The sequence below is a fragment of the Ulvibacterium sp. genome, from assembly GCF_965248315.1.
In the GTDB taxonomy this organism is placed as follows: Bacteria; Bacteroidota; Bacteroidia; order Flavobacteriales; family Flavobacteriaceae; genus Ulvibacterium.
Genome location: NZ_CBDFIX010000002.1, coordinates 1,726,099 through 1,739,446 on the forward strand (window position 1 = coordinate 1,726,099; position 13,348 = coordinate 1,739,446).

Sequence of the window (13,348 nt, forward strand, 5' to 3'; positions counted from 1 at the left end):
ATGGAAAATATTGCGTTAATAGAATCCTTTTCGGAGTTTAAGGACGATAAATTCATAGACAGGGTAACGCTGATGGCAATCTTAGAGGATGTTTTTAGGAACGCCCTAAAGAAAAAATTTGGTTCCGATGATAACTTTGATATTATTATAAACCCGGACAAAGGGGATTTGGAAATCTGGAGAAACCGGATAGTGGTAGAAGATGGTGAAGTTGAGGAACCCAATGAGGAAATATCCATTTCCGAGGCAAGAAAAATAGAACCCGATTTTGAAGTCGGCGAGGATGTTTCCGAAGAGGTAAAGCTTATAGATTTGGGAAGAAGGGCCATTTTGGCATTGCGTCAAAATCTTATCTCAAAGATCCATGAGCATGATAACACTACAATTTATAAGCAATTCAAGGACCTGGAAGGCGAAATATATACCGCCGAGGTGCACCACATTCGCCACAAGGCCATTATCCTTTTAGACGATGAGGGCAATGAGATTATCCTGCCCAAGGATCGTCAGATTCCTTCGGACTTTTTCCGTAAGGGCGATAATGTCCGTGGAATCATTGAAAGTGTGGAACTCAAGGGCAGCAAGCCCACAATAATTATGTCCAGGACCTCTCCACGCTTTTTGGAGCAGTTGTTCTTTCAGGAAATCCCGGAAGTTTTTGACGGTCTTATTACCATTAAAAAAGCAGTTCGGATTCCTGGGGAAAAAGCCAAGGTGGCGGTTGATTCCTATGACGATCGTATTGACCCCGTAGGAGCCTGTGTTGGAATGAAGGGTTCACGGATACATGGTATTGTAAGGGAACTTGGCAATGAAAATATTGATGTGATCAATTGGACCAACAATCCACAGCTTATGGTCACAAGATCTTTAAGCCCGGCAAGAGTTACCTCGGTAAAGCTCGATGATGAAAAAATGGCGGCACAAGTGTATCTTAGACCAGAAGAAGTCTCCAAGGCCATAGGCCGTGGCGGCCACAATATTCGTTTGGCCGGCCAGTTGACCGGTTATGAGATCGATGTGTTCCGCGAAGGAGTGGAGGAAGATGTGGAACTTACCGAATTTTCGGATGAGATAGATGCATGGATTATTGAGGAATTCAAAAAAATAGGAATGGATACGGCACGGAGCGTACTGGAACAAGATGTGGACGACCTTGTGAAAAGAACCGATCTGGAGGAGGAGACCATTTACGAAGTTGTACGAATACTCAAAGAAGAATTGGAAGATTAGCTATATATTAGCAACGATTTAAAGAAATAGGAATTAGTATTTATGGCAGACAATGCAAACATAAGGCTTAATAAGGTTCTTAGGGAGCTCAACATTTCTTTGGATAGAGCAGTGGACTTTTTAACATCCAAAGGGCATGAAGTAGATGCCCGTCCCACTACCAAGATATCCAATGAAGTGTACCAAGTACTTTTGGATGAGTTTCAGACGGATATGAGCAAAAAGGTTGCGTCCAAGGAAGTAGGGGAGGAGAAAAGAAAGGAAAAAGAGGCCATAAGGTTGCAATTGGAACAAGAGCAGGAAGAAAGGCGAATTGCCAGGGAGAAGAGGGCGGCCTCATCTGCTGATAATGTGATCAAGGCCAAGGCTGAGCTTTCCGGTCCCAAGACTGTGGGCAAGATTGATTTAAATCCTAGAAAAAAGACTCCGGCCGCTCCTAAAAAGACAGAAGAAACGGCCAAAGCTGAAGAACCTGAAGTAAAGGAGACCCCAAAAGCCCCAATAGCTCCTGAAGAAAAACCTAAGCAGGCCGCTGAACCGAATGATGCCGAAAAAGAGAACGAAAAGATAACTACCCAATACCAAAAACTTTCCGGACCAAAAATAACCGGTGATAAGATTGACCTTACCAAATTCCAGAAACCGAAGAAAAAGAAAGAGGAGCCAAAGAGTACCACTACTGGGGGAGATAGGAAAAAGCGAAGAAAGCGCATTGTAAGCAATACCGGTGATGCCAATAAAGGCACAGTGTCACGTGGCAGGGGACCTGGTGGAAGAAAAGATGTAAAACGCTTTGCTACGAACAAAGTAGAGCCTTCCGAAGAAGATGTTCAAAAACAGGTAAGGGAAACCTTGGAAAAACTTCAAGGGAAATCCAAAAAGGGTAAAGGGGCCAAATATCGTAGGGACAAAAGAGACCAGCACCGTCAACAAACGGAGAAAGATCTTGAACAGCAAGAACTGGAAAGTAAGATTTTGAAGGTAACTGAATTTGTTACCGCCAGTGAAGTTGCCACCATGATGGGCGTTTCTACTACTGAAATTATTTCAGCCTGCATGTCGCTTGGAATAATGGTCACCATGAACCAACGCTTGGATGCCGAAACACTTTCTATAGTTGCCGATGAATTTGGTTACGAAGTAGAGTTCGTTACTGCTGAAATTGAGGAGGCCATAGAAGAGGATCAGGATGCACCCGAGGATTTAAAGCCAAGGGCACCTATCGTTACCGTAATGGGTCACGTAGATCATGGTAAAACATCCCTGTTGGATTATGTTCGAGAGGCCAATGTCATCGCGGGAGAGAGCGGAGGTATTACCCAACATATCGGGGCCTATGGAGTGGAATTGGATGATGGCCAAAGAATAACCTTTTTGGATACACCCGGTCACGAAGCCTTTACGGCAATGCGTGCTCGTGGGGCACAAGTAACGGATATTGCGGTTATTGTGATAGCGGCGGATGACGATATTATGCCCCAGACCAAGGAAGCTATTAGTCATGCCCAGGCTGCCGCGGTACCACTGGTATTTGCCATTAATAAAATAGATAGGCCAACGGCCAATCCGGACAAGATCAAGGAAGGGCTCGCCAATATGAACCTTTTGGTAGAGGACTGGGGTGGAAAAATACAATCCCACGATATTTCGGCCAAAACGGGCGATGGGGTAAAAGAACTATTGGAAAAGGTTCTGCTGGAAGCAGAATTACTGGAATTAAAGGCCAACCCTAGTAAAAATGCTTCAGGTACTGTTGTTGAAGCCTTTTTGGACAAAGGGCGCGGATACGTATCCACTATTTTGGTGCAGGCCGGAACCTTGCGAATAGGAGATTATGTATTGGCCGGTACCCATAGCGGAAAGGTCAAGGCTATGTACGATGAACGAGGGAAAGAAATAAAAAAGGCCGGTCCGGCTACGCCCATTTCAATATTGGGATTGGACGGGGCGCCTCAAGCGGGGGATAAATTCAACGTCATGGAAGATGAACGTGAGGCCAAACAGATTGCAACGAAAAGATCTCAATTGTTACGTGAGCAATCCGTTAGGACGCAACGTCATATCACGTTAGATGAAATCGGAAGGAGAATTGCCCTTGGGGATTTCAAGGAATTGAACATCATACTTAAGGGAGATGTGGATGGTTCAGTCGAAGCTTTGGTAGATTCCTTCCAAAAGCTCTCTACAGATGAGATTCAGGTGAATATTATTCACAAGGGGGTAGGTGCCATAACGGAATCCGACGTGCTCTTAGCTTCAGCTTCGGATGCAATAATTATTGGCTTTAATGTTAGGCCTATGGGCAATGCCCGGGAAATTGCGGAAAAGGAAGAAATCGATATCCGTATGTATTCTATAATCTATGATGCCATCAATGACCTTAAGGATGCCATGGAAGGAATGCTTTCTCCCGAGATAAAGGAGGAAATTACGGGTACAGCTGAAATTAGGGAAACCTTTAAGATTTCCAAGGTAGGTACCATCGCAGGATGTATGGTAACCAGTGGAAAGATATTCCGAAATTCCAATATTCGACTTATTCGCGATGGTGTGGTTATCTATACCGGTGAATTGTCATCCCTAAAACGATTCAAGGATGATGTTAAGGAAGTAGCCAAAGGTTATGATTGCGGTCTTCAGGTTAAGAATTATAATGATATTAAGGAGAGCGATATCGTTGAGGCGTTCCAAGAGGTGGCCGTGAAGAAAAAATTGTGATAGGTACAATTTAACAGAAAGAAAAAATCGACCAATTAGGTCGATTTTTTTGGTTTTAACAACATGGCATTGGGGTATTTTTCCCGTACTTCCAAAAACTTCCGCTCAGCTTCCAACTTGTCCTTAAACTTTCCGACCCTGACCCTATAAGTAGGGGAATCGAAATCTATTTTTGAAGGTAGTTCCGGGAAGTCTTCCTCTACCTCCATCTGTATTTCCTGGGCTTGGTCAAAAGAACCAAAACCTACTTGTATCCGATAATGTTCCGTACTGGCATTGGCCGATTTATAAATGTCCAATAAGGTCTCGATATTTTTATCCTGTTCAATGGTTATTTTTCCTTGCTGTGCAGTGCAAAGCTGAATTCCCAAAATCAGTACAGCCAATGATAGCGGTGTTTTTAAGATAAAGTCCATAGTTTGTTTCTAGAGTTTTACAAAAGTAATTCTTTATGTTTTAGTGCTTGAATTTTTACTTTATTTAGAACAATTATAAATTATAAATTATAAATCCATTAACATTTTCAAAATAAAGTCAATGTCGTATTTTTGCCTTCAATTTGAGGCACTGTAATACTACCTAACATCCCATATATACTAATTATCGTGCCAAGATTTCGAAAGAAATAGTTACCATATGAAAAAGGTTCCATACCGCAATCGAATTTCTAAAGTTTTAGGTGTTAGTCTCATTATTTTCCTTCTTTTTTCCATTTCACTCTACAGTCAGGAAGAAGCCGTTGCCGAGAATGCTGAAGTTGCAACGGAAGAAGGTGCAGCGGACGCATCTGCCGGGGATCCTGCAAAGGGAAAATCCTTATTCAATCAAAATTGTGCCGCTTGCCATGCACTGAACCGAAAAATGACCGGACCGGCTTTGGCCAATGTTGAAAGCAGACTCGCAGAGGAAGAAGGCCTGGATAAGGAATGGTTGTATGCTTGGATAAAGAACAGTCCCGGAATGATAAAGTCCGGCGATGCATATTCGGTCAAAATTTATAATGAATACAATCAGGCGGCAATGACCGCTTTCCCAACCTTGAGTAATCAGGATATCGATGATATTTTGGCGTACACTGCCGCTCCTCCTCCTGCGGCCGCACCATCGGTAGCTGTTACCGCAGCGGATAATGCAGGTTCTTCAGAGTCTTCCGGAATTTCCAATGAAATACTATTAGGCGCCTTGGCCGTGGTCTTTGGACTCCTAGTACTGATGCTTTTCTTGGTCAATAGTACGCTTAGGAGAATTGCCGAGGCCAATGGTGTTGTTCTGGAAAAAGAGCGGGCGGAAAAGAGAATTCCCGTTTGGAAGGCATTTGCTCAAAATCAGTTTTTGGTCTTGGTCACGGTTATATTCCTTTTATTGGGAAGCGCTTACTTTGCCTATGGATGGATGATGCAAGTAGGTGTAGATCAAGGATATGCGCCTATTCAACCTATACACTATTCGCATAAGATACATGCCGGCGATAATAAGATAGAATGTAAGTATTGCCATTCTTCGGCGCGGGTTTCCAAACATTCTGGAATTCCATCCTTGAACGTCTGTATGAACTGTCATAAATCCATTTACGAATATAAAGGAAATCCGGAAGGGCCTACCCAAGAGGATTTGGCCAATGGGTATACCAATGAATTTTACACTGGTGAAATAAAGAAATTGTATAAGGCCGTTGGTTGGGATGAAGAGAATCAGAAGTACACTGGAGAAAGTCAGCCCGTTGAATGGGTGCGTATCCATAACCTCCCCGATTTTGCTTATTTCAATCACTCGCAACACGTTTCGGTGGCCGGTATAGAATGTCAGACCTGTCATGGCCCCGTTGAGGAAATGGAAATCATGTACCAATACTCTCCTTTAACCATGGGCTGGTGTGTGGAATGCCATAGGGAGACCAATGTAAAAGTTGAAGGCAACGAATACTATGCAAAAATCCACGCGGAACTTTCCAAAAAATATGGTGTAGACCAGCTTACTGCTGCCCAGATGGGTGGTTTGGAATGTGGAAAATGTCACTATTGATTAAAACTAAAGCAGCTAATTACAGAGATATCGTATGGCATCAAACAAAAAATATTGGAAAAGCGAAGCGGAGTTAAATCCTAACGATTCCATTGTTGAGGCGCTGAAGCAAAACGAGTTTGTAGAGGAGATTCCTGTTGATGATTTCTTGGGCGATAAGGAGAACCTTTCCGCCGCTACCACCAATAGAAGGGACTTTTTAAAATATGTAGGGTTTAGTACCGCTGCGGCTTCCCTTGCAGCATGTCAGGGACCTGTCCGTAAATCCATTCCTTATGTAGTACAACCGGAAAATATTGTTCCCGGCGTGGCCAACTACTATGCGACTACGATTGCCAATGGTTTTGATTTTGCGAGTATACTTATAAAGACGAGGGAAGGTAGACCGATAAAAGTTGAAAACAATACAGAGGCCAAAGTAGGAGGAAGCGCAAATGCCAGGGTTCAGGCTTCGGTTCTATCCTTATACGACAGTACAAGGTTGCAAGGGCCATTGGCTAACGGGGAGCCTGTTGAGTGGGATGCCTTGGATGCCGGTGTAAAGGCCAAATTGGGAAGTCTAAAAGGTTCCGGAAAACAAATAGCCTTATTGACACAGACTTATGCAAGTCCCTCTACTTCTAGGCTTGTAGCCGAGTTTAAGGAAATGTATGGCGATGTAAACCATGTTACCTATGACGCGATTTCCGAGGATGCCGCTCTTACCGCTTTCGAGAACCGTTATGGCGAACGTGCTTTGGCGGACTATGATTTTTCAAAAGCGGATTTGATCATTTCCTTCGGAGCCGACTTCTTGGCAGACTGGCAAGGTGGTGGATTTGATAATGGCTATGCCAAAGGCAGGATTCCAAAAAATGGAAAAATGTCCAGGCACGTCCAGTTTGAGGCCAATATGTCCCTAACCGGTGCAAATGCTGATAAACGAGTTCCGTTGACGCCTATGCAACAAAAAGTAGCCCTGGCCAAGTTGTATGCCAAATTAAACGGCACTTCGGTTGGTGGTGAAATCGGGGATGCCGAACAGGCACTGGATGCCGTGGTTGCACAAATAAAGAAAAATACAAGCAATGCCGTGGTAGTTACCGGTATTGATGACGTAAATGCCCAGTCCGTGGTTCTGGCCATAAATGAAATGTTGGGTAGCAAAGCATTTGATCCAAAGTCCCCTAGGTATAGTAGGCAAGGAAATACCAAAGCCGTTAATGCTTTGATTTCCGATATGAACTCTGGGAAAGTGGGGGCATTGATAATGGATGGGGTAAACCCCATGTATACCCTGCCCAATGCGGTGGATTTTGCCAGTGGTATTGAAAAGGTAGATTTATCTGTTGTGTTCTCCACCAATTGGAACGAGACCACTGAGGTAACACAATATACTGCAGCGACCAACCACTTTTTGGAATCCTGGGGAGATGTACATATCAAAAAAGGGCATTATAGCCTTATGCAACCCACTATTAAGGAGTTGTTTGATACCAGGCAATTTCAAACAGCGCTATTGGAGTGGATGGGCCGCGATATTAGCTACTACGATTACATTAAGGAAACTTGGGGAACGCTTGTGCTCAATGGTACGGATTGGAACAAAGTGCTTCACGATGGAGTGTTTATAGTTTCCGATCAGGTTGAGGGTGATCCCGAAAATGCATTGGGGCAAGAGGACAAGGAAACATCGGATGCAGCAATGACCGAAGAATCGGCTACAGCCTCATCCATTACACCAATAGCCTCTGCTGTGCGTAGTTTGGCGAATGCTACCAGTGGTGGGGGTATGGAACTTACACTTTACCCCAAAATAGGTATGGGGGATGGGCAGCAGGCCAATAATCCTTGGCTGCAAGAATTCCCGGATCCCATAACCCGAGTATCTTGGGATAACTACGTTACGGTTTCCAAGTCAGATGCAGAACAAATGGGATTGGAAAACGTGCATGTCGCCAATGGCGGTATGGATGGAAGTTATGTGAAGCTCACCGTAGATGGGGTGTCCATTGATGGAGTTCCCGTTATCGTTCAACCCGGGCAGGCCAACGGTTCTGTAGGACTCTCTTTTGGGTATGGTAAAAAAGTGGGTATGAAATCGGAGATGCAGACTGGTGTGAATGCCTATTCATTATATAAAAATTTCAATGCCGTTCAATCCGTAACGATTGAAAAAACATCGGGAATGCATGAATTTGCCTGCGTTCAATTGCACAAGACATTAATGGGTAGGGGTGATATCATCAAAGAAACTACCCTAGAAATTTTCAATACCAAGGATCATGCCGAATGGAACCATGTTCCAGTGGTATCCCTTAACCACCAAGAGGTGCCGGCTACTACCGTCGATCTTTGGGACAGCTTTGATCGTTCTATTGGGCATCACTTCAACATGTCCATAGATTTAAATGCCTGTACAGGTTGTGGTGCCTGTGTTATTGCCTGTCACGCGGAGAATAATGTCCCGGTAGTTGGTAAACAAGAGGTAAGGCTTTCCAGGGATATGCACTGGTTGCGAATAGACAGATACTATTCTTCGGAGGATACATTTGAGGAGGACAATACCAAGAAAGAGGAATTTGATGGTCTTTCAGGAGAAAAAGGCTCTTTGGGAGGTTTTGGGGAGTTGGAACATCCAGCTGCCAATCCACAGGTGGCCTTTCAGCCCGTTATGTGTCAGCATTGTAATCATGCACCATGTGAGACAGTTTGCCCAGTTGCGGCAACATCACATGGTCGTCAAGGACAGAATCAAATGGCCTATAACCGGTGTGTAGGTACCCGTTATTGTGCCAATAACTGTCCTTATAAAGTTAGGAGGTTCAATTGGTTCCTGTATAATAACAATGATGAGTTTGATTACTACATGAACAACGATTTGGGCAAGATGGTTCTTAATCCTGATGTCAACGTACGTTCAAGGGGAGTTATAGAAAAGTGTTCCCTTTGTATCCAGAAAACGCAGAAAACCATTTTGGATGCCAAACGCGAAGGCCGTCAAATTAAAGATGGGGAGTTCCAGACAGCTTGTTCATCTGCATGTAGCAGTGGCGCAATCGTATTTGGGGATGTAAATGACAAGGAGAGCAAGGTTGCCGAATTGGCAGAAAGTAACCGCATGTACCACTTATTGGAGCATGTAGGGACCAAACCCAATGTATTCTATCATGTAAAAGTTAGGAATACCAACGAAGCTTAAACCATACAATAAGAAACAATTATAATAGAAATCTATGGCGTCGCATTACGAAGCACCTATTCGAAGGCCCTTAGTAATTGGGGATAAAGGCTACCACGATGTAACCGTGGATATTGCCGCTCCGGTAGAGGGAAGGGCCAATAAGCACTGGTGGATTGTTTTTACCATTGCCTTGGCCGCATTACTTTGGGGTGTTGGGTGTATCATTTATACAATTTCCACAGGTATTGGTACTTGGGGTTTGAATAAGACCGTTAACTGGGCATGGGATATCACTAATTTCGTTTGGTGGGTAGGTATTGGTCATGCAGGGACGTTGATTTCCGCTGTATTGTTGCTGTTCCGTCAAAAATGGAGAATGGCCATTAACCGTTCAGCAGAGGCCATGACCATCTTTTCCGTAATTCAGGCCGGGTTGTTCCCTATTATACATATGGGCCGTCCTTGGCTGGCATATTGGGTTTTACCTATTCCCAATCAATTCGGTTCACTTTGGGTAAACTTCAATTCACCACTGCTGTGGGATGTTTTCGCAATTTCGACTTACCTCTCTGTTTCTTTGGTATTTTGGTGGACAGGCCTTTTACCGGATTTCGCCATGATTCGCGACCGTGCCGTTAAGCCATTTCAAAAGAAAATATACAGCCTGTTAAGTTTTGGATGGAGCGGGCGTGCCAAGGATTGGCAGCGTTTTGAGGAGGTTTCCTTAGTTTTGGCCGGTTTGGCCACCCCTTTGGTACTTTCCGTGCATACTATCGTATCGTTTGACTTTGCTACATCCGTCATACCGGGATGGCATACCACAATTTTCCCTCCTTACTTTGTTGCCGGTGCTGTATTCTCGGGCTTCGCCATGGTGAATACGTTGTTGATCATAATGCGCAAAGTCTGTCATCTGGAAGCATACATTACCGTACAGCACATTGAGCTGATGAACATCATAATCATGATTACGGGGTCCATTGTGGGGTGCGCTTATATTACGGAACTTTTTATGGCCTGGTATTCCGGTGTAGAATATGAACAGTACGCCTTTTTGAATAGGGCCACAGGACCGTATTGGTGGGCATATTGGGCTATGATGACCTGTAACGTATTTTCACCACAGTTTATGTGGTTTAAAAAATTACGTACCAGTATCATGTTCTCGTTCTTTATTTCCATAGTGGTGAATATTGGGATGTGGTTTGAACGTTTTGTGATTATCGTAACTTCGCTGCATAGGGATTATCTCCCTTCTTCATGGACCATGTTTTCTCCCTCTTTTGTGGATATAGGCATATTCATAGGTACTTTGGGATTCTTTTTCGTGTTGTTCCTGCTTTATGCCAGAACCTTCCCGGTAATTGCACAGGCCGAAGTGAAGACCATATTAAAATCTTCCGGGGAACGCTACAAGAAATTAAGGGAAGCAGGGAAACCATTGTATGAGATTGCCAAAACCGCCCATATTCAAGAAAGTGTGGTTGAAGAAAAATCACTTCCCAAAGAAGAGCAGGAAAGTCAGGTTTCGACCCTACTGGACTCAATAGGTGCATTTGATGCGAACACGGAAACGCCCGATGATTTGAAAAAAGTCAAAGGAATTGGTCCCCAAATGGAAAAAACCCTGAACCAAATTGGAATATTCACCTTTGCCCAAGTAGGTAAAATGACGGAGAAAGAGTATAATCTCTTGGATTCAATAACTGGTTCTTTCCCCGGACGGGCACAACGAGATGATTGGGCCGGACAAGCTAGAAGTTTAAATAACAACAAATAATATGGCATCTAAAGTTATACATGCTTACTATAATGATGATGATGTATTGATGCATGCGGTCAAAAAGATAAAAGAGGCCAAACATCATATAGAGGAAGTGTATTGTCCTTTCCCGGTACATGGTTTGGATAAAGCCATGGGACTGGCACCGACCAGAATTGCCATTACATCCTTTATGTATGGTTGTTTAGGATTGGCAGTGGCCATTGCTATGATGGATTACATTATGATCGATGATTGGCCCCAGGATATTGGTGGAAAGCCTAGTTTTAGCTATATCGAAAATATGCCTGCATTTGTACCGATTATGTTTGAGCTAACCGTATTTTTCGCGGCCCACCTAATGGTTATCACTTTTTATTTGAGAAGTAGGCTATGGCCATTTAAAAAAGCCGAAAATCCAGATGTGAGAACAACGGACGATCATTTTGTGATGGAAATTGAAATCCATGACAATGAAAAGGAATTGCGTAACTTATTGCTGGATACAGGTGCGGTAGAAATAAGCATAGCAGATAAAAACGATCATTGAATATGAAAAGTTTTGGTAAAATAGGAATGATATTGTTTGGGATTCTGGTCTTCTTTTCCTGTCAGGATGAAAAGATTCCAAATTATCAGTATATGCCTAATATGTATGAGGCCGTAGGTTACGAGACCTATGATGAGGTCTATTTTTTGCCCAAAGGTACAGAGGCCCTAGTGCCACCGGAAAATACTATTCCTAGGGGATGGCTGCCCTATGGGTATGAAAACACCCCCGAAGGGAAAGAACTGGCACGCTTGCAGATGAGCCCTCTGGATTCATTGCAAAGGAATGAAAATCTGGCTACAGGAAAAGAATTGTATGATATCTATTGCGCAATATGCCACGGTGCCAAAGGTAAAGGGCAAGGGAATTTAGTGAAGCGCGAAAAAATATTGGGTGTGCCCAGCTATGACGATGCGGCAAGAAATATTACAGTCGGCACTACTTTTCATACGGTTCAATATGGCTTGAATTCCATGGGATCTTACGCATCGCAAATGAGCACTACGGAGATGTGGCAGGTTTCTGAATATGTAATGAAATTAAAAGAAGACTTAACAAAATAATACATAGATAATATGTACACGTTTTCAAGTAGATTAAAAATTGCGTCTATAGTAATGATGATCGTGGGAGCTTTGGGCTTAGGCTATGGTTTTATTACCATGCCGACGTCTGTAGAGGAAGCCAAGGCCATGGTCGCCAGTCATGATGATGGTCATGGAGGATCTCATGGAGAAGGGACACATGCCAATACGGATTCCCATGGAGAACACGATGCTTCCCATGATGAGCACCTGCTACACCAATTACAGAATAAGCCTTGGGCGGCATTATATGTTGCTGCTTTCTTTTTCTTTATGATTGCCTTGGGTACCCTGGCCTTTTATGCCGTTCAGCGTGCCTCGCAAGCAGGTTGGTCACCATTGTTGTTCCGCGTTATGGAGGGTATCTCGGCGTATCTGGTGCCCGGAGGTATTATTGTCTTTGTTATTTTGGTCCTTTCCGTAATGCACATGAACCATTTATTTGTATGGATGGATGCCGATGTGGTGGCCCATGATACATTGTTACAGGGAAAAGCAGGATACTTGGATCCGGTCTTCTTTCTGATAAGAGCGGCAATATTCCTGGGCGGATGGATTCTTTATCGCGAGTATTCCAGAAAATTGTCCATTAAGCAAGACGAGTCCAATGATAATTCAAGCTTCAAGTTGAATTTTAAGATTTCCGCCGCATTTTTGGTGTTCTACCTTATTTCCGAATCCATGATGTCCTGGGATTGGATAATGAGTGTTGACCCCCATTGGTTTAGTACCTTGTTCGGGTGGTATGTTTTTGCCAGTATGTTCGTATCCGGTATAACGGTTATTGCAATGGTTACTATTTACCTAAAATCGAAAAATTATTTACCGGATGTAAATGATAGTCATATCCATGACTTGGCCAAGTTCATGTTTGGAATCAGTATTTTTTGGACCTATCTATGGTTTTCACAGTTTATGTTAATTTGGTATTCCAACATCCCAGAGGAGGTCACCTATTTTGTTACAAGAATTGAGGATTATAAACTGCCCTTCTTCGGAATGGTTGTGATGAACTTTGTATTTCCCTTTTTAATTTTGATGAATAGTGACTATAAACGAATTAATTGGTTCGTAATAATGGCAGGGATCGTTATCTTGGCCGGACATTATGTAGATATATTTAATATGATTATGCCGGCCACTGTCGGAGATCAATGGTATATAGGCATTCCCGAAATCGGGGCAATTCTTTTCTTTGCCGGGTTTTTTATATTTTGGGTTTTCAGGGCTCTTGGCGCTGTTCCCTTGCAGCCTAAGAGAAACCCATTCATTGAGGAAAGTAGGCATTTTCACTATTAACGGATTTTAAAGAATAA

At 43.3% G+C, this 13,348-nt stretch carries 9 protein-coding genes; 8 read left to right on the forward strand and 1 reads right to left on the reverse strand.

What is annotated here, in order from left to right; translation table 11 throughout:
• Both nusA and infB read left to right on the forward strand, forming a co-directional pair.
• Positions 1-1,233, forward strand: a complete 1,233-nt coding sequence (nusA, locus tag ACP2AF_RS08960) for a transcription termination factor NusA (protein WP_425235836.1) — start codon at positions 1-3, stop codon at positions 1,231-1,233.
• Between the two features lie 42 nt (positions 1,234-1,275).
• A complete protein-coding gene (infB, locus tag ACP2AF_RS08965; RefSeq protein ID WP_425235837.1) occupies positions 1,276-3,951 on the forward strand; it encodes a translation initiation factor IF-2 in 2,676 nt (891 codons plus the stop codon).
• A gap of 35 nt (positions 3,952-3,986) precedes the next feature.
• On the opposite strand, the gene ACP2AF_RS08970 is transcribed toward infB, so the two are convergent.
• Positions 3,987-4,367, reverse strand: a complete 381-nt coding sequence (locus ACP2AF_RS08970; RefSeq protein ID WP_425235838.1) for an SPOR domain-containing protein — start codon at positions 4,365-4,367, stop codon at positions 3,987-3,989.
• Positions 4,368-4,587: 220 nt separating this feature from the next.
• On the opposite strand from ACP2AF_RS08970, the gene ACP2AF_RS08975 reads away from it, so the two are divergent.
• The 6 genes from ACP2AF_RS08975 to ACP2AF_RS09000 are packed head-to-tail and all read left to right on the forward strand — an operon-like array spanning position 4,588 to position 13,331.
• The gene (locus tag ACP2AF_RS08975) at positions 4,588-5,973 is read left to right on the forward strand and encodes a c-type cytochrome (protein WP_425235839.1); all 1,386 of its coding nucleotides are present in this window, start codon (positions 4,588-4,590) and stop codon (positions 5,971-5,973) included.
• 34 nt (positions 5,974-6,007) lie between these two features.
• The gene (locus ACP2AF_RS08980; protein ID WP_425235840.1) at positions 6,008-9,154 is read left to right on the forward strand and encodes a TAT-variant-translocated molybdopterin oxidoreductase; all 3,147 of its coding nucleotides are present in this window, start codon (positions 6,008-6,010) and stop codon (positions 9,152-9,154) included.
• A gap of 34 nt (positions 9,155-9,188) precedes the next feature.
• Positions 9,189-10,916: an NrfD/PsrC family molybdoenzyme membrane anchor subunit gene (nrfD, locus tag ACP2AF_RS08985; RefSeq protein WP_425235841.1), complete on the forward strand. Its 1,728-nt coding sequence runs from the start codon at positions 9,189-9,191 to the stop codon at positions 10,914-10,916.
• A 1-nt stretch (position 10,917) separates the two neighbouring features.
• Complete coding sequence (locus ACP2AF_RS08990; protein WP_120712322.1) at positions 10,918-11,448, forward strand: DUF3341 domain-containing protein; 531 nt, start codon at positions 10,918-10,920, stop codon at positions 11,446-11,448.
• A 2-nt stretch (positions 11,449-11,450) separates the two neighbouring features.
• On the forward strand, positions 11,451-12,011 hold the full coding sequence (locus ACP2AF_RS08995) for a c-type cytochrome (RefSeq protein WP_425235842.1): 561 nt from the start codon (positions 11,451-11,453) through the stop codon (positions 12,009-12,011).
• A gap of 12 nt (positions 12,012-12,023) precedes the next feature.
• Positions 12,024-13,331, forward strand: a complete 1,308-nt coding sequence (locus tag ACP2AF_RS09000; RefSeq protein ID WP_425235843.1) for a quinol:cytochrome C oxidoreductase — start codon at positions 12,024-12,026, stop codon at positions 13,329-13,331.
• Positions 13,332-13,348: the final 17 nt, after the last annotated feature.